Origin of the sequence: Kitasatospora sp. NPDC048298 (genome assembly GCF_043201465.1) — a bacterium.
Classification (GTDB): Bacteria; Actinomycetota; Actinomycetes; order Streptomycetales; family Streptomycetaceae; genus Kitasatospora.
The window spans coordinates 52851-69971 of the sequence record NZ_JBICYZ010000045.1 but is presented as its reverse complement, the minus strand read 5'-3'; the positions used below and the strand labels follow the sequence as shown (position 1 = coordinate 69971).

The following is a 17121-nucleotide window of genomic DNA, read 5'->3' as shown; positions in this document are numbered from 1 at the left end:
GCTCGGCCTGCTCGGCCGCTCAGCCCCGCAGCAGGAGCAGCAGCAGCGCCGCCGACCAGCTGAAGTTGGTCGAGCTGTGCCCCTCCCCCGTCAGCGGGTCGTAGTTCTCCCGCACCGGGCCGTCCCCGGCCAGCCCGCCGGCGGTGGCCAGCAGCCGCTCGACCGTCCGCCGGGCGTCCTGCTCCCAGCCGTACCGGCGCAGGCCCTCGATCGCGAAGTAGGTCTGGTCGAGCCAGGCCAGGCCACGCCAGTAGCCGGCCGGGTCGAAGGACGGCGAGCTGCGGGCCACGGTCGGGAACGGCATGGCGGTGCCGAACTCCGCCGGGTCGAGCAGCAGCCGGCGGACGGTACGGGCCTGGGCGGAGGTCGCGGTGCCGGACCAGAGCGGGATCGCGCCCTCGATGCCGCGGCCCCGGGCGGTGAGTCGGGCCCCGGTGGCCAGGTCGGTGTCGTGGAACCAGCCGCCGGCCGGGTCGTACATGGTGTCGCGCACGGCGGCGTCGATCCGCTCGGCGCGGGCGCGCAGCCGCTCGGCGGCGGGCCGGTCGCCCAGTTCGGCGGCGATCAGCGCCAGGTGGCGGTGGTCGGCGGCCAGGTAGGCGTTGAGGTCGACCGAGCGCTGGTCGAGCGACCAGCCGAGCAGCGTCCCGTTCGCGTCCCGGTTGGGGACCACGCCGGCGGCGTCGAAGCGCGGGGCATTGTCCATGCCGGACTCCCAGGCCGCCGCCTCCACGCGGTCCTGGTCGGTGGCGTTGGCCGGGTCCGCGGTGGCGCCGTACTCGCACAGGCCCTCGCCGAGGTGGTCGCGGGTGCGGTACCACCAGTCCTGGTAGGCGGTGAGCTTGGGCAGCAGCTCTCGCAGGAAGGCGCGGTCGCCGCTGCGCCGGTAGACCTCCCAGACCGCCCAGGAGGCCAGCGGGGGCTTGGAGTTGCGCTCGTTCCAGTTGCCGCCGCCGGTGCTCGGGTCGTTGTAGAAGACGCAGTCGGGGACCATGCCGGCGTCCGGCGCTCCGGCCGGTGCCTGGTGGTCGAACATGGCCCGGATCTGGTCGGCGGCCAGCGCGGGGGCGAAGGCGGCGGTGCCGACGGCCTGCTTCCAGGTGTCCCAGGCCCAGACCCCGCTGAACCACTTGTAGGAGAGCGTCGGGGTGACGGCGTCGTGCCGGATCCGCCCGGCCGGGCTGCGCCAGTTGGTGACCAGGGTCTGCACGCACTTGGCGGCGGTGCGGCGGCGGGCGGCCGGGACGCCCTCGGTGGCCCGGGTCAGGTACCCGTGCCAGCGGGCGGTGCCCTCGGCGGCGACCCGCTCCGGGGTGCGCAGCGCGGCGTCGGCCTCCCGCGCGGCCAGGGCGTACTCGGCCTCGGTGAAGGTGTAGCTCTCGGTCCAGTCCAGGTTGCGGCTCTCCCCCGGCGCCAGCCGTACGGGCTCGGCGAGTTCGGTGCGGTGGCCGTCGCCGTCGGCGCTCAGCACCACCCGGACGGGCCGCGCGTGGCGGACGGCGAAGCGCTCGGTGCCGTCGGTGAGGTAGTCCCAGGTCTGCCGGACCCTGGCGAAGCGCACCTCCACGCCGCGTTCGGCGGCGACCAGTCGCGGCGCCTCGCGCTGCGGGCCGGTGGCGGGGCGCAGCAGCCGGCCCGTCCAGGCGACGGCCAGGGTGCGTACGGCCGGGCCGGTGTTGGCGAGGCGGGCGCGGAGCAGGGCGGTGCGGTTACCGGCGAAGCGCAGTTCCAGGGTGAGGGCGAGGCCGGCGCCGAGGTCGTGGGTCAGGCGCAGCAGGCCGGGCAGCGAGGTGCCGCGCGCGGGGGCGCCGGCGGTGAGGTCCAGGGGGCGGCCCTGTTCGGTGAGCTGGAGGCGGCTCAGGCCGTCGCTGAGCCACCAGGGGTACTCCTGGGCGAGGTACAGCGGGCCGGTGAAGCCTCCTTGCGGGTCGGCGGGGCGGGGCAGGGCGTAGGCGTGCCAGGCTCCGAGGTCGGCGAAGACGTTGATCGGGTTGTTGCCGTGGGCGTCGCCGGGATAGGCCTGGGCGGGGGTGCCGTGGAGGTCGAGGAGGTCGGCGTAGCGGTCCTGGGGGTCGGCCGGGCCATCGAGGGCTGCCGGGGCCTGGGGGTCGGCCGGGTCCGGGGGTTGTGCGGCGGCGGCCGGGGTGGCGGCGAGGACGCCGGCCGCGGCGAGGGCGGCGGAGCCGGCGGCCAGGACGTGGCGGCGGGTCAACGGGTTCATGCGCGCTCCTGGGCGGCGGGGAGTCGGACGACGGCGGCGCCGAGCGGCGCGAGGGTGACGGCCGTGGCGGCCTCGGTGCCGGTGAGCAGGTCGGTGCCGGGCGCGTCGAGCGGCACCCGGCACTCGACGGGGCCGTGGTTGAGCAGGAAGAGGTAGTCGGTGCCGTCGGCGGCGTGCCGGCGGGTGGCTTCGACGCCCTCCGGCAGGCCGGGGAGTTCGGCGCCCACCCCGGCTTCGGCGAGCACCGGGTCGAGCACCGCGCCGAGGTCGGCGCCGAGGTGGCAGCTCAGGTACCAGGCGCTGCCGGCGCCCAGGCGGTTGCGGGTGACGGCGGGGAGGCCGGCCAGTGCGCCGGAGTCGTAGCGGGCGAGGGTTTCGGCGGTCTCGGTCTCGATCCACTCGCTCCAGCGTTCGGCGCGCAGTTCGGTACGCAGGTCGGTGCGTGGTTCGGTACGCAGTTCGGCGCGCAGTTCGGTCCGGGGCTCCGCGGGAGGCTCGGTGCCCGCCGGGGTGAGGGTGGTGGTCGCGCCGTCCGGGATCGGCCAGTGCTCGTCCACCACGATCCCCAGCAGCTCGCGCAGCGGCCCGGGGTGGCCGCCGGGGTGGATGTGGTCGTGCCGGTCGGTGATGCCGCTGAACGGTCCGCAGACCAGGCGGCCGCCGCCGCGCACATAGGCGGTGAGCCGGTCGGCGGTGGCGGTGTCGAGCAGGTAGAGGTTGGGGGCGAGCAGTAGCGGGTAGCCGTCGGGGTCGGCGGTGGGCGGGACGAAGTCGACGGTGACGCCGCGCTCGTACAGCGCCGCGTACCAGGGGCGGAGCAGGTCGAGCCAGCGCATCCGGGCGGAGGGGTGGTCGTCCAGTTCCAGCGCCCACCAGCTGTCCCAGTCGAGCAGGACGGCCACCTGCCCGCGCAGCCGGGTGCCGGCGAGTTCGCCGAGGCGGCGCAGTTCCGTACCGAAGCGGACGGTCTCCTGCCAGCCGCGTGCGGCGGTGCCCCGGTGCGGGAGCATCGCGCTGTGGAACTTCTCGGCTCCGGCCACCGAGGCGCGCCACTGGAAGTGCAGGACGCCGTCGGCGCCACGGGCCAGCGCCTGGAGCGACCAGAGGCGGTACAGGCCGGGGGTCTTGGGCACGTTGACCGGCCGCCAGCTGACCGCGGAGGGGGCCTGTTCCATCAGCAGCCAGGGGCGGCCGCCCTTGAGCGAGCGCATCAGGTCGTAGTTCATCGCGGCGTTGACGTGGGCTCGCGGGTCGGCCGGGTCGGGGTAGGCGTCGTCGGAGACGAAGTCCTCGTGCCGGCTCCACTCCCAGTAGTCGAGGGCCTTGAGCATCGACATAAAGTTGGTGGTGACCGGGACGCCGGGCGAGACCTCGTCCAGGACGGCCTTCTCGGCGCGGTGCAGGGCGAGCAGCGCGTCCGAGCAGAACCGGCGCCAGTCCAGCAGCTGGGTGGGGTTGACCGGGCCGGGCGCGGTGCGGGGAGGCTCGATCTGCTCGAAGGAGTTGTAGCGCTGGGACCAGAAGGCGGTGCCCCAGGAGCGGTTCAACTCCTCGATGTCGCCGTGCCGTTCGCGCAGCCAGCGGCGGAAGTCGGCGGCCGAGGCGGGGCAGAAGCACTCCTGGACGTGGTCGCCGTACTCGTTGTGGATGTGCCACAGGGCGAGCGCGGGGTGGTCGCGGTAGCGCTCGGCGAGTGCCCGGGTGAGGCGGACGGCGGCCTGTCGGTAGGCGGGCGAGGAGGGGCAGTAGTGCTGGCGCGAGCCGAACTCCAGCCGTACGCCGTCGGCGGTGACGGGCAGCAGCTCGGGGTGGGCGCGGACCAGCCAGGCGGGCGGGGAGGCGGTGGCGGTGGCCAGGTCGACGGCGATGCCGTGCCGGTGGACGAGGTCGAGGAGCCGGTCCAGCCAGCCGAAGTCCCAGCTGTCGGCGTCCGGTTGGAGCCGGGCCCAGGAGAACACGCCGACGGTGACCAGGTTGACCCCGGCCTCGGCCATCAGCTTCACGTCCTCGGCCCACACCTGCTCGGGCCACTGCTCGGGGTTCCAGTCCCCGCCGTACAGCAGGCCGGGCACCCGGGTGAGTCGGTCCATGGTCACGGTCGCGGTCATCCCTTCAGGGCTCCGCCCAGCAGGCCGGCCACGAACTGCCGCTGGAAGAGCAGGAAGAGCACCATCAGCGGGAGCGTGGCCAGGAAGGAGCCGAGCATCAGGCCGGAGTAGTCGACGTGGGTCAGTCCGGTCAGCGTGTTGAGCGCGACCGGCACGGTGTACCTGTCCTCGGTGTTGAGCATCAGCAGCGGCCAGATGAAGCTGTTCCACTGGCCCATGAAGGTGAAGATCACCAGTGCGCCCAGCTGCGGCCGCACGCAGGGCAGGACGACCCGGTAGAAGGTGCGCAGCTCGCCGGCGCCGTCGATCCGGGCGGACTCCAGCAGTTCGTCGGGGAAGTCGAGGAAGCCCTGGCGCATCAGCAGGATGCCGAAGGAGTTGGCCAGGAAGGGCACGATCACGGCCTGGTAGCTGTCGATCCAGCCGAGGCTGGCCATCATCTGGAACAGCGGGACCAACAGCACCTGCAAGGGGATCATCATGGTCGCCAGCACCAGGCCGAGCAGCAGGCCCCGGCCGCGGAAGCGGTACTTGGCGAGCCCGTAGCCGCACATCGCGGACAGCAGCGAGCTGAGCGCGGTGTAGACGACGGCGATGCCGAGGCTGTTGAGCAGCACCCGGCCGAAGCCGATGGTCTCCTGGAGGTGCGCCAGGTTGCGCAGCAGGTTGCCGCCGGGCAGGAACGGCGGTGGGGAGTGGAAGAGTTCGGAGCTGCTGTGGGTGCCGGCGATCAGCATCCAGGCGAAGGGCACCAGGCTGACCACGGCGCCGAGGGTGAGGGCGGCGAGGACGGCGGTGCGGCCGAGTCTTGCGGGCAGCGGGGTGCGGCCGGGCCGGGCGGCCGGCCTTGTCGTCGGGATGCTGCTCATCGGCGGCGTTCCCTTCCGTAGAACCGGAACTGGATCAGCGAGACCGCCGCGATGATCAGCACCACCACCCAGGCGATGGCGGCCGCGTAGCCGAAGTCGAGCTGCTGGAAGCCGACCTTGTAGAGGTAGACCACCGGGGTGAGCGTCGCGTCGCCGGGGCCGCCGCGGGTCAGCACGTAGTTCTCGTCGAAGAGTTGGAGGGTGCCGATGGTGGAGGTGATGACGCAGAACAGCACCACCGGGCGCAGTTGCGGCAGGATGACACTGGTGTAGGTGCGCACGGCACCGGCGCCGTCGAGGGAGGCGGCCTCGTACTGGTCGCGGCCGATGGCGTGCAGCCCGGCGAGCAGGATCACCGCGTTGTAGCCGGTCCACCGCCAGGTGACCGAGCCGATCAGCGAGATCCGGGCCCAGGTGGGCGAGTTGAGCCAGTCGACCGGGCCGAGGCCGAGCGCCTGGAGGAGCTGGTTGGCAAGGCCGCCGTCGGTGCGCAGCAGGACCTGGAAGACCACGGCGTAGGCGACCAGGGTGGTGATGGCGGGCAGGAAGAACACCGCCCGCCAGCCGGCCCGGAAGCGCAGCCAGGACTGGTTGAGCAGGACGGCGAGCACCAGGGCGAGGCCGATCATCACGGGCACCTGGACGGCGAGGATCAGGCCGGTGTTGACCAGGGAGTGCAGGAAGGCGGGGTCGTGGAACATCCGCCGGTACTGGTCCAGGCCGACCCAGACGTCGACGCCGTCGCGGCGGGCGGTGAAGCTCTGGTAGAGGCTGGCGCCGAGCGGGTAGGCGAAGAAGGCGACGAAGAGTGCGGTGGTGGGCCCGGCGAACAGCCAGGCCGCGGTCCGTGGGGAGCGCCGGCGGCGGGCGGGGGTGGCTCGGGCCGTGACCGCCGGTTTGCGCAGGGACGCCGGAGGACTGGTCATCGGGCCCGCCCCTACGCGACCGTTTGGCGGCCGGTCGCGGTGGCGATCTGGCGGGCGGCGGAGCGCAGCACGGTGCCCGGGTCGGCGCCGTTGTGCAGCACCTGGTTGACGGCGGTGTTGACGATGTCGAAGGCCTTGGAGTCGTCCGCGGTGAACTCGACGGTGGGGACGCTCCGGGTGAGTCCGGCGAACAGCTGCATGGTGGGCTGGCCGCCGTAGTAGGGCGCGGGCTGCTGGAAGTACGGGTCGTCCAGGGCGGGGAGGTAGGCGGGGAAGAGTCCTTCGTGCTGCATCATCGAGGCCTGGTTGGCCTTGTCGGCGAGCAGGAAGGAGAGGAACGCCCAGGCTGTCTCCGGGTTGCGGCTCTGCGCGGTGACGCAGAGGGTGGAGCCGCCGCTGTTGGCGGTGCGGGTGCCGCCGGGGGTGAAGGCGGGCAGCGGGACGACGCCGAACTTCCCGCTGAGGTCGGCCATTTCGGCGGTGAGGGTGCCGTCCCACCAGGCCGCGGTGGGGGTGGTGGCGGCCTTGCCGTCGTGGGTGCCGGAGACGAAGCCGTCCCAGCCGTTCTCGAAGTCCACCAGGTCGCGGTCGACGAGCTGTTTCATCAGGGTGAGGGCTCGTTCGGCGGCGGGGGTGGCGACGGCGACCTTGCCGTCGGTGAACCAGCGCTGGCCCTGCTGTTGGAGGAGCATGGCGAAGAGGCTGTCCTGTTTGGAGTCCAGGATGAGCAGCTTCTTTCCGGTGGCGGCCTTGAGGGTGGTGCCGGCGGTGAGGTAGTCGTCCCAGGTGTCGAGGTTCGCCGGGTCGATGCCGGCCTGTCGGAAGAGGTCGCGCCGGTAGAACAGGGCGCACGGCCCGCTGTCCCAGGGCAGCGCGAAGACCTTGCCCTTGGCGTCCGTCACGGTGCGCCAGGAGGATTGCGCGTACTGGGACTTGAGGCTGGCGGAGCGGCTGGTGAGGTCGACCAGGCCGTTCGGGAAGTTGCCGATGTAGGTGGGCAGTCTGCTGCCCTCGACGGTGAGGATGTCGGGCAGGCCGCTGCCGGCGCCGAGCCCGACGGTGATCTTGTCGTAGGCGTTGTCGTAGCCGATGTCCACCACCTCGACGGTCGTTCCGGGATGGGCCTGTTCGAAGGCCTTGCCGAGCCGCTGCATGGCCTTGGCGGCGACGTCCCAGGACCAGATGGTGACCTTCCCGGCGAGGGCGGCGCCCGGGCTGCCGGTGAGCTGCTTGGCGCTGGTGCCGGCGGCCCCTCCGGTCGCGCAGCCGGTGGCGCCGGTCAGCAGTAGCGCGCCGCCCGCGAGTCCGGCGGAGAGGATCCGCCGGCGGGACGGCAGGTCAGTTAACTCACCCTGCTCACCGGGTAGTTGGGGATGTTTTTCGGGCCGGGTTGGTGCGGACATCTTGCCTCCCGACTGGTGAATGCCGAATGCTGTATACAGAACTCAGCATTCACAACCCCGTCAAGGCTTGTGACTGAAATCGCGGAAGGTGCCAGCATGAGCACACGCGTCCCCCGAACCCACCCGTACATCCCCAACTCCGCGCCGCAGGTGAGGAAAGCGATGCTGGCGGCGGTCGGCGCCCAGGACGTCGAGGAGTTCTACGCCGACATCCCGGCCGCCCTCCGGCTGGACCGCCCGCTGCGACTGCCCGAACCGCTCGGTTCCGAGGCCCGGCTGGTCGCGCACATGGAGGAGCTGCTCTCCCGCAACACCGCCGTCCCGCCCGGCCGCAGCTTCCTCGGCGCCGGCTGCTACCGCCACCACGTGCCCGCCGTGGTGGACGAGATCGTCAACCGCAGCGAGTTCCTCACCGCCTACGCGGGCGAGCCGTACGAGGACCACGGCCGCTTCCAGGCGCTGTGGGAGTACCAGTCGCTGATGGCCGAGCTGCTGGCCGTCGAGGTCGTCAACGTGCCGACGTACGACGGGTTCCAGGCCGCCGCGACGGCCCTGCGGATGGCCGGACGGGCCACCGGGCGGCGCCGGCTGGTGCTGGTCGGCGCGATCGACCCGGACCGGCTCTCCCGGATCCGCGACTACGTCCGCGGCGTCCACGAGCTGGTGCCCGTCCCGGCCGAGCCCGCCGCCGTCCGGGCCGCGCTGGCCGAGGGCGACGTGGCCGCCGTCTACGCCCAACTGACCGACCACCGCGGGAGGGTGGACCAGGAGCTGCCACAGTACGTCGAACTCGCCCACCGGGCCGGGGCCCTGGCGGTGGCCCACGTCAACCCGCTCAGCCTCGGTGTGCTCACCCCGCCCGCCGACCTCGGCGCCGACCTCACCTGCGGCGACCTCCAGCCGCTCGGCATCCACCCGAGCTTCGGCGGCGGCAACGCCGGCTTCATCGGCAGCCCGGACGACGAGCGCCTGGTCGCCGAGTACCCGAGCCGGCTGTTCGGCCTCACCCCCACCGACGTCCCCGGCGAGTACGGCTTCGGCGACGTCGCGTACGAGCGCACCTCCTTCGCGCTGCGCGAGGAGGGCAAGGAGTGGGTCGGCACCGCCGCCGCCCTGCACGGCATCGCCGCCGGGGTCTACCTCGCCCTGATGGGCCCGCACGGCATGCGGGAGATCGGCGAGACGATCCTCGCCAACACCGCCTACGCCCGGCAGCGCCTGGCCCGCGTCCCCGGTGTGGAACTGGCCGACCCGCACGCCGTGCACTTCGCCGACTTCACCGTCCGCTACACCGGCGAGCGCGGCGCCGCCGAGATCGCCGAGGCCCTGCTCGCCCACGGCCTGCACGGCGGCACCCCGGCCGGCCCGGACGAGGGCCGCTACTGCGTGACCGAGCTGCACACCGCGGCGGACATCGACCGCCTCGCCGACGCGCTTGAGGAGACCGTCAAGTGACGACCAGCCATGACTCCACCCCGGTGGACCCCCGCATCGCCCCCAAACCGGCCCTGCGGCGCTTCCACCAGGCCCGCTGGGACGAGAAGCTGATCTTCGAGCTGGGCGCCCCCGGCGAGCGCGGCATCCTGCCCCCGCTGCCCGAACCCGCCGTCACCGCCGCCGTCGGCGACCCGGCCGAGCGGCTGCCCGCCGCGCTGCGCCGCCGCACACCGCCCGCCCTGCCCGAACTCGGCCAGCAGCAGGTGCTCCGGCACTACCTGCGGCTCTCCCAGGAGAACCTGGGAGCCGACCTCAACGTGGACGTCGGCCAGGGCACCTGCACCATGAAGTACAGCCCCAAGGTCAACGACACCTTCGTCCGCGACCCCAGGATCGCCGCCCTGCACCCGGCGCAGGACGCCTCCACCGTCCAGGGCGTACTCGAACTCGTCCACCGGCTGGAGCAGTTGCTCAAGGAGATCTCCGGCATGGACCGGGTCAGCCTCCAGCCCGGCGCGGGCTCGGCGGCGATCTGGACCAACGTCTCGGTGATCCGCGCCCACCACGCCGCCCGCGGCGAGCTGGAGCAGCGCGACGAGATCATCACCACCGCCTTCTCCCACCCCTCCAACGCCGCCTGCGCCAAGACCGCCGGCTTCCGGGTGATCACCCTGCACCCGGACGCCGACGGCTACCCCGACATCGAGGCGCTGCGCGCCGCCGTCGGCCCGCGCACCGCCGCGCTGCTCATCACCAACCCCGAGGACACCGGCATCTACAACCCGCGGATCGCCGAGTTCGTCAGGATCGTCCACGAGGCCGGCGGCCTGTGCGCCTACGACCAGGCCAACGCCAACGGCATCCTCGGCATCACCCGGGCCCGCGAGGCCGGCTTCGACCTGTGCCACTTCAACCTGCACAAGACCTTCTCCACCCCGCACGCCTGCGGCGGCCCGGCGGCCGGCGCCTGCGGCGTCACCGCCGAGCTGGCGCCCTACCTGCCGCGCCCCACCGTCGAGTTCGACGGCGAGCGGTACGTCCTGGACGACGACCGGCCCGACTCGGTCGGCAAGATCCGCCCGTACCTGGGCGTCGTGCCCAACCTGGTGCGCGCCTACGCCTGGATCATGTCGCTGGGCGCCGAGGGGCTGCGCGAGGTCGCCGAGACCGCCGTGCTCAACAACAACTACCTGCTGCACCGGGTGCGGCAGATCCGCGGCGTCTCCGTCCCCTACGCCGAGGGCCGCCCCCGGGTCGAGCAGGTCCGCTACAGCTGGCAGCAGCTCAACGAGGACACCGGCCTGCACAGCGAGGACCTCGGCTACCGCGCCGCCGACTTCGGCACCCACTACTGGACCAGCCACCACCCGTACGTCGTCCCCGAGCCGATGACCCTGGAGCCCACCGAGTCCTACTCCCGGGCCGACCTGGACGAGTACGCGGCGATCCTGACCGAGGTCGCCCGCGAGGCGTACGAGGACCCGGAGACCGTCCGCACCGCGCCGCACCACTCCACCGTGCACCGGATCCGGCACGAGCCGCTGGACGATCCGGCGCTCTGGGCGGTCAGCTGGCGCGCCTACCGCCGCAAGGTCCTCGGCGAGCAGCCGTGACGCCCGCCCCGGGCGCTCGGATCGGGCTCGTGGTCAACCCGGTGGCCGGCCTCGGCGGCCGGGTCGGCCTCCAGGGCAGCGACGGCGCCGAGGTCCAGCGGCGGGCGCTGGCGCTCGGGGCCCGCCCCCGGGCCCTCGCCCGGGCCGAACTGACGCTTCGCCAGCTCCCTTCGGACATCGAGCTGATCACGGCCGAAGGGCCGATGGGCGCCGGCGCCGCCCGGGCGGCGGGCCGGCCCGCGCGGATCGTCCACCGGCCCGCCGGGGCGCGGACCACCGCCGACGACACCCGGGCCGCGGTGCGCGCCCTGGTCGCGGCCGGCGCCGGGCTGCTGCTGTTCTGCGGCGGCGACGGCACCGCCCGCGACGTCCTGGACGCGCTCGGGCCCGAGCCTCGCCTGCCGGCCCTCGGCATCCCGGCCGGGGTCAAGATGCACTCCGCCGTGTTCGCCGTCCACCCCCGGGCCGCCGCCGAGGTCGCGGCGGCCTGGGCGGCCGGCCGGGGCGTGCGTCTGGAGGCCGCCGAGGTGGTGGACCGGGACGAGGCCGCACTGCGGGCCGGCCGGGTCTCCGCCCGGCTGTACGGCCGGCTGACCGTCCCGGTGCTGCCCGCCCGGGTGCAGCAGCGCAAGACCGGCAGCTCCGGGCCCGACCCGGGGGCGCCGGCCGGCATCGCCGCCGAGGTCGCCGAACGGGTCGGCCCCGGCGGGCTGCTGCTCCTCGGGCCCGGCAGCACCACCTACGCGGTGGCCACCGCACTCGGCGCACCGGGCGCCAGCCTGACCGGCGTCGACCTGCTGCGGCTCGGCCCCGAGGGCGCCCTCGGCCCCGGCCACGCCGACGGCCTCGCCGGCGCCGCCCGGGTGCTGATCCGCGACGCCCGCGCCGACCAGCTGCGCACCCTGCCCACCACCCCGCACATCGCGCTCTCCCCGATCGGCGGCCAGGGCTTCCTGCTCGGCCGCGGCAACCAGCAACTCACCCCCGAACTGCTGCGCGCCGCGGGCCGGGAGCGGCTGCTGGTGCTCGCCACCGAGGCGAAGCTCGCCGCCCTGGCGGGACGGCCCCTGCTGCTGGACACCGGCGACCCGGAACTGGACGACGCCCTGGCCGGCCACGTCCGGGTGATCACCGGCCGCCGTTCCGGCGCCGTCTACCGCCTCTCCGCCTGAACCCGCCTACCCGCCTACCCGCCTGAACCCCCGTCTCCCCCGGGCCAGTTGAAGGAGCCCCCATGATCGACCTGCACGGCAAGCGCGCGATCGTCACCGGCGCCGCCTCCGGCATCGGCCGGGCCACCGCCACCCTGCTCGCCGAACTCGGCGCCGCCGTCGTCCTCCTCGACCTCGACACCGAACGCGGCGAACGGGCCGCCAAGGAGATCGGCGGCACCTTCGTCCGCTGCGACGTCTCCCGGCGCCCCGACTGCGAGCACGCCGTCCGCACCGCCGTCGAACGACACGGCGGCGTGGACGTGCTGTTCAACAACGCCGGCATCATCCGCCGCTCCACCGTCACCGAGATCACCGACGAGGACTGGGACCTGGTGATGGCCGTCAACGTCCGCTCGATCATGCTGCTCAGCGGGCTGGTGGTGCCGCTGATGGCCGCGAACGGCGGCGGCAGCATCGTCAACACCGGCTCCGGCTGGGGCATCAAGGGCGGCGGCCGGGCCGTCTCCTACTGCGCCTCCAAGGGCGCGGTGGTCAACATGACCAGGGCGATGGCCATCGACCACGGCCCGGACAACATCCGGGTCAACTGCGTCTGCCCGGGCGACACCGACACCGGCATGCTCGCCGAGGAGGCCCGCCAGCTCGGCGAGAACCCGGACGCCTTCTACACCGACGCCGCCGACCGCCCGCTCGGCCGGATCGGCCAACCCCGGGACATCGCCCAGACCGTCGCCTTCCTGGCCAGCGACGCCGCCGCCTTCGTCAGCGGCGCGGTCATCGCCGTGGACGGCGCCGGCACCGCCTGACGACCGCACACCGTACAGCACCGCAGCCCCGTACGGCGGCCGGGCGACGGCGTGCGTCGCCCGGCCGGTACGCTACGGACCGAGGGAAGAAGGGAAGCCTGATGGCGATCGAGCGGCGTCCGCTGCGCGAGCAGGTGAAGGACGAACTGCTGGAGCAGCTCGGCCGCGGCCGGTTCACCCCCGGCGAGTCGATCAACGAGGTCCAGCTCGCCGAGGAACTGGGCGTCAGCCGGACGCCCCTGCGCGAGGCCCTGATCAGCCTGGAGCGCGAGGGCATCATCACCAGCGAGCGCGGCAAGGGCTTCCGCTTCGCCCCCACCGGCAAACAGGAGTTCCTCGACCTCACCGCGATCGTGATCGCCCTGGAGTCGCTGGCCCTGCGCACCTCCGACCCGGCCCACCTGGCCGAGATCGCCCCCCGACTGCTCGCCGAGGCCCGCGCCTTCTCCGCCCCCCAGGCCCCGCACGGCACGATAGAGCGCTACGACGACGCCTGGCACGCCCTGCTGCTCTCCGGCTGTACCAACGCCCGGCTGCGCGAGATGATCGACTCGCTGAAGCTCACCCTGCACCGCTACGAGCGGGTGGTGGTCGGCGACCACGAGATCCTGGAACGCGCCGCCGAGGAGCACGAACGGATCGCCCAGTGCCTGCTGGACGGCGACCTCGACCAGGCCGTCACCGCGCTGGAGGCCAACTGGACCAGCGGCATGGAACGCATCCTGGACCGCCTGCCCCCGGTCGCCGCGGTCTGAACGGCCCCTCGGCCCACCGGCCGGTCGGTCACCTGCCCGTCAGCCCAGCTGTTCGGCGACGCCCGGGGTGAGCCAGTGCAGCCGGTCGGCCAGGCCCGCCGCCGCGAACCGCGCGGTGGTCTCCGCCCGCCCCTCGGTGAAGTGCTCCCACGAGGCGTAGTGGACGGGCACCACCCGGCGGGCGCCGAGCGAGGCGGTGAGCGCGGCGGCCTGCGCCGCGTCCATGGTGATCAGCTCGCCGCCGCCGAAGGCCTCGATCCGGGCGGCGCCGAGGTGCAGCAGTGCCGTACCGATCCGGAACCGCCGCCCCACCTCGTCCAGTTCGGGGATGTGGACGGTGTCCCCGGAGACGTACAGCGCCTCCTGCTCGCCCGGCACCTCGACGACGAACCCGGTGACGTCCCCGACCGGCCCGTGCAGGCCGGGCGTGCCGGTCACCCGCAGGGTGCGGCCGTCCACGGTGAGCTCGCGGGTCTGCCACGGGGCCAGGCCGAGCGCGCCGCCGCCGATCCGGGCCGCGCCGCTGACCGTGGTCAGCACCGGACGCCCGGCGAGCAGGGTGCGGCCGGTGGCGTCCAGGTTGTCCGGGTGCTCGTCGTGGCTGAGCAGCACGGCGTCCACCGGCGGCAGCTCGTGCACGCCCAGCGCCGGGCCGCCGGTGCTGCGCAGCACGACCGGGTCGTGCCGGTACTCGGCGGGGGCCCGGTCGAAGACCGGGTCGGTGAGCAGCCGCAGGCCGCCGACCTCCAGCAGGACGGTCGCGGTTCCGATGTGGGTGGCCTCGATCTTCACAGTGTTCCTTCTCAGCTGGTGAATTGATGCTCAGTCAGTGTTCTTTACGGGGATTCTGAAGCGGCGCCGGTAGTCCCCCGGCGTGGTGGAGAGCCGGTCCCTGAACACCCGGTGCAGGGTCTCCACGGAGCCGAAGCCGCAGGCCCGGGCGACACCCGGCAGCGGGTGGTCGCTGCGCTCCAGCAGCCTGCGGGCGGCCTCCACGCGCAGCGCCTCCACGTACATCCCGGGCGTGGTGCCGGTCTCGGCGCGGAAGACCCGGGCGAAGTGCCGTTCGCTCATGGCGAGTTGCGCGGCGAGCGCGGGCACCGAAAGATCGGCCTCCAGGTGCTCGCCGATCCAGCGGCGAAGGTCGCCCAGGTCCGCCCGGCCGCCCGCACGGTGGGCCAGCGGGACGCTGAACTGGCTCTGCCCGCCCGGGCGTTGGAGGTACATCACCATCACCCGGGCGATCTCCAGGGCCAGGTCGTCGCCGTGGTCCTCGGCGACCAGCGCGAGGGTGAGGTCCATCGAGGTGGTCAGGCCGGCGCTGGTCCACATCCGCCCGGAGCGGATGAACACCGGGTCGGCGTCCACCTCGACGGCCGGGTGGTCGGCGGCCAGCCGCTCGGCGGTCGCCCAGTGGGTGGTCGCACGGTGCCCGTCCAGCAGTCCGGCCGCCGCCGTCACGTGCGCGCCCGCACACACCGAGGCGATCCGCCCGGCCCGTGACCCGACCTCCCTCAGCCAGCCGACCACCGCCGGGTCCACCTGCGGCACCGGCCCGTCCGGCCCCAGGTCCACCCGCCCCGGCACGAGTACGGTGTCGGGCCCCACCCGCTGCTCGGCCAGGGTGTCGGTCACGTACAGCGGCACCCCCGAGAAGGTCGCCACCGGACCGCGCCGCTCCGCGCACACCCGCACGTCGTACCCCGGCCGCCCGGGCGGCAGCAGCCGTCCGGCCAGCGCGAGGATCTCGGCGGGCCCGGTCACGTCCAGCGCGTTCACTCCGGGGAACACCGGGATCACGACCAGATGCGGCAGGCGGGGTGCGTCGTTCATGCCCCTACCCTCGCCCGGCGGCGCCGGTGGCGGCAATGACGGGACTCTGCAGGATTCGGCCACTACCCGGGCCGCTGCCCCGCCGCTGTTTGGCCACCGGCCCTACGCCTCCGGCCCGACCCTCCCCCGGACCAGCGCCCGATTGACGCCCGACCGCCTCCCCGCAGCATGATGACCCGCATGTACGGCAAGTGGATCGACTGCCGGGTACGACCCGGAGCACGCGAGGCGTTCGCCGCCGGCCAGCGCCGCTGGTCGGCGATCTCCGACCAGCCGGGCCTGATCGGCCAGGCCGGCGGCTGGGCGCCCGAGGGCGACCGGGCCCTCCTGCTCGCCCTGTGGAGCGACGAGCCCGCGTACGCCCGCTTCATGCGCGAACGCCACGACCCGGCCGCCGCCCACGCCGACCAGCGCGCCGGCTACACGGAGATCGCGGTCGCCACCGGCCCGGTCGTGCTCACCATGCCGGGCGCGGCCCCCTCCCTCCCCGCCGCCCTCGCCCGGGCCACCGCCCTGCGCGCCGCCGACTGCCTCCTCCGCCCCGGCCGCGCCGACCACTTCCTCGCCGTCCAACACGAGGTCTGGGCCCCGGGCATGGCCGCGGCGGACGGCATGCTCGGCGGCACCGTCACCCGCCTCGCTCCCGACCGCTACCTCGTCGCCACCCTCTGGGCCACCCCCGCCGCCCACCACGCGTACACCGTCCACCACCTCCCGGCCCTCCTCGCCCGCGCCGACGTCCCGGCCGACGTCCGAACGCTGACGGGCCACCTGCTCCCCCTCGAACCCACCTGGCGCGTCGTGCCCGAGCCGGCGGCCACCACGGAATGACGCACCCACCGCGACGGGCCGAGGAGTCGCGTCGGTCTCCCCGGCTCCGCCCGTTGTCCCCGCCGACTGCTCCCGGCCGACCCGCGCCGGCCGACCCGGCTCCTGGCCGACGCTCGGGTTGCCGCCGTTCAGCAGGGCAGCGGGCGGCGGGGCGGTCAGGCGGAGGCACCGCGGAAGCGGCCCGGCGCGAGTCCGTGGTGGCGCTTGAAGGCGTGTGAGAAGGCGAACTCCGAGGTGTAGCCCACCCGTGCGGCGAGCGCGCCGAGCGGGAGGTCGGAGTCCCGCAGCAGTCGGGCGGCCAGCGCCATCCGCCACCAGGTGACGTAGCCCAGGGGCGGCCGGCCGACCGCGGCCGTGAAGCGACGGGCGAAGGCCGCCCGGGACAGGCCGGCCTCGGCCGCCAGCGACCCGACCGTCCAGGCCCGGCCCGGGTCCGCGTGCACGGCCTGCAGGGCACGCCCCAGCGCGGGGTCGGCGAGGGCGGCCGCCCAGCCGTGCTCGGGCCCGCCCGCCGACTGCTCCGACCATGCCCGCAGGATGAACAGCAGCAGCGTGTCGAGCAGCGCGGGGACGGCCGCGGCGGCGCCGGGGCGCGGCCTCTCCAGCTCCCCGGCGAGAAGGCCCACCGCCGCGTGCAGTTCCGGGTGGCGCCCCGGTCGGGCGGGCAGGTGCAGGACGTCCGGGACGTCCCGCAGCAGCGGGTGGGCGTGCACCGGGTCGAGCTGGTAGGCGCCGCAGAGGGTCACGGTGTCCGGCTCCGGCAGGTCGGCCCCGGCACTCCCGTACGGCTGCGGCGGCGGCTCGCAGCGCGGTGCGGCGAGCGGGGTGCCGGGGTGGTCGGCGAGGGCGTGGCCCTGGCCGCGCGGCAGGAACAGCACGTCCCCGGCGGCGAGTCGGACCGGCCCACCCGTCTCCGGGAGCAGCCAGCAGGACCCACGCAGGACCACCTGGAAGCCCGCCCCCGGCGCCCCCGGGAAGCGCTGGCCCCACGGCGCCCGCCAGGCCACCCGGGCCGAGCGCGGCTCCCCCGTCCGCAGCGTCGCGACCACGTCGCTCAACACGTCCACCGCACGACAGTAGACGATCACGCAGGAACGCGAGACCCGTGCGCATGGGCGGCCGCGGCCCGCGGACCTACGGTCGG

14 protein-coding genes are annotated in these 17121 nt (G+C 74.2%); 6 read left to right on the top strand and 8 right to left on the bottom strand.

What is annotated here, in order from left to right; all coding sequences use genetic code 11:
* Positions 1-19: 19 nt before the first annotated feature.
* The 5 genes from ACGF0D_RS28880 to ACGF0D_RS28860 are packed head-to-tail and all read right to left on the bottom strand — an operon-like array spanning position 20 to position 7527.
* Positions 20-2221 (bottom strand): trehalase family glycosidase, encoded by a 2202-nt coding sequence (locus tag ACGF0D_RS28880; RefSeq protein WP_392921166.1) that lies wholly within the window; start codon positions 2219-2221, stop codon positions 20-22.
* Positions 2218-4329, bottom strand: coding sequence for a beta-galactosidase (locus ACGF0D_RS28875; RefSeq protein ID WP_392921163.1), 2112 nt, complete (start codon positions 4327-4329; stop codon positions 2218-2220). The genes ACGF0D_RS28880 and ACGF0D_RS28875 overlap by 4 nt, the downstream gene beginning before the upstream one ends.
* Positions 4326-5198: a carbohydrate ABC transporter permease gene (locus ACGF0D_RS28870; RefSeq protein WP_392877343.1), complete on the bottom strand. Its 873-nt coding sequence runs from the start codon at positions 5196-5198 to the stop codon at positions 4326-4328. Before ACGF0D_RS28870 ends, ACGF0D_RS28875 begins: the two co-directional genes overlap by 4 nt.
* Positions 5195-6124 carry a carbohydrate ABC transporter permease gene (locus ACGF0D_RS28865; protein WP_392921160.1) on the bottom strand — a complete coding sequence of 310 codons (930 nt, stop codon included), beginning with the start codon at positions 6122-6124 and terminating at the stop codon, positions 5195-5197. Before ACGF0D_RS28865 ends, ACGF0D_RS28870 begins: the two co-directional genes overlap by 4 nt.
* Before the next feature lie 11 nt (positions 6125-6135).
* Positions 6136-7527: an ABC transporter substrate-binding protein gene (locus ACGF0D_RS28860; RefSeq protein ID WP_392921158.1), complete on the bottom strand. Its 1392-nt coding sequence runs from the start codon at positions 7525-7527 to the stop codon at positions 6136-6138.
* 96 nt (positions 7528-7623) lie between these two features.
* Here ACGF0D_RS28860 and gcvPA point away from each other — a divergent pair, with 96 nt between their 5' ends.
* The 5 genes from gcvPA to ACGF0D_RS28835 all read left to right on the top strand — a co-directional run bounded on the left by gcvPA (position 7624) and on the right by ACGF0D_RS28835 (position 13313).
* Positions 7624-8982 (top strand): aminomethyl-transferring glycine dehydrogenase subunit GcvPA, encoded by a 1359-nt coding sequence (gcvPA, locus tag ACGF0D_RS28855; protein ID WP_392921155.1) that lies wholly within the window; start codon positions 7624-7626, stop codon positions 8980-8982.
* On the top strand, positions 8979-10577 hold the full coding sequence (gene gcvPB / locus ACGF0D_RS28850; protein ID WP_392921152.1) for an aminomethyl-transferring glycine dehydrogenase subunit GcvPB: 1599 nt from the start codon (positions 8979-8981) through the stop codon (positions 10575-10577). The genes gcvPA and gcvPB overlap by 4 nt, the downstream gene beginning before the upstream one ends.
* A 29-nt stretch (positions 10578-10606) precedes the next feature.
* Positions 10607-11749, top strand: a complete 1143-nt coding sequence (locus tag ACGF0D_RS28845) for an ATP-NAD kinase family protein (RefSeq protein ID WP_392921149.1) — start codon at positions 10607-10609, stop codon at positions 11747-11749.
* Between the two features lie 62 nt (positions 11750-11811).
* Positions 11812-12558: an SDR family NAD(P)-dependent oxidoreductase gene (locus ACGF0D_RS28840; RefSeq protein ID WP_392877358.1), complete on the top strand. Its 747-nt coding sequence runs from the start codon at positions 11812-11814 to the stop codon at positions 12556-12558.
* 101 nt (positions 12559-12659) lie between these two features.
* Positions 12660-13313, top strand: coding sequence for a GntR family transcriptional regulator (locus ACGF0D_RS28835; protein WP_392877360.1), 654 nt, complete (start codon positions 12660-12662; stop codon positions 13311-13313).
* A 39-nt stretch (positions 13314-13352) separates the two neighbouring features.
* Here ACGF0D_RS28835 and ACGF0D_RS28830 read toward each other — a convergent pair whose 3' ends face one another.
* Entirely contained in the window at positions 13353-14105 is a 753-nt protein-coding gene (locus tag ACGF0D_RS28830; protein ID WP_392921146.1) for an MBL fold metallo-hydrolase, read from the bottom strand.
* A 30-nt stretch (positions 14106-14135) separates the two neighbouring features.
* A complete protein-coding gene (locus tag ACGF0D_RS28825) occupies positions 14136-15146 on the bottom strand; it encodes a GlxA family transcriptional regulator (protein WP_392921143.1) in 1011 nt (336 codons plus the stop codon).
* Positions 15147-15326: 180 nt separating this feature from the next.
* Between ACGF0D_RS28825 and ACGF0D_RS28820 the strand changes: the two genes are divergently transcribed.
* On the top strand, positions 15327-15977 hold the full coding sequence (locus ACGF0D_RS28820) for a DUF4937 domain-containing protein (RefSeq protein ID WP_392921140.1): 651 nt from the start codon (positions 15327-15329) through the stop codon (positions 15975-15977).
* Between the two features lie 155 nt (positions 15978-16132).
* Here ACGF0D_RS28820 and ACGF0D_RS28815 read toward each other — a convergent pair whose 3' ends face one another.
* Positions 16133-17044 carry an AraC family transcriptional regulator gene (locus ACGF0D_RS28815; RefSeq protein ID WP_392877368.1) on the bottom strand — a complete coding sequence of 304 codons (912 nt, stop codon included), beginning with the start codon at positions 17042-17044 and terminating at the stop codon, positions 16133-16135.
* Positions 17045-17121: the final 77 nt, after the last annotated feature.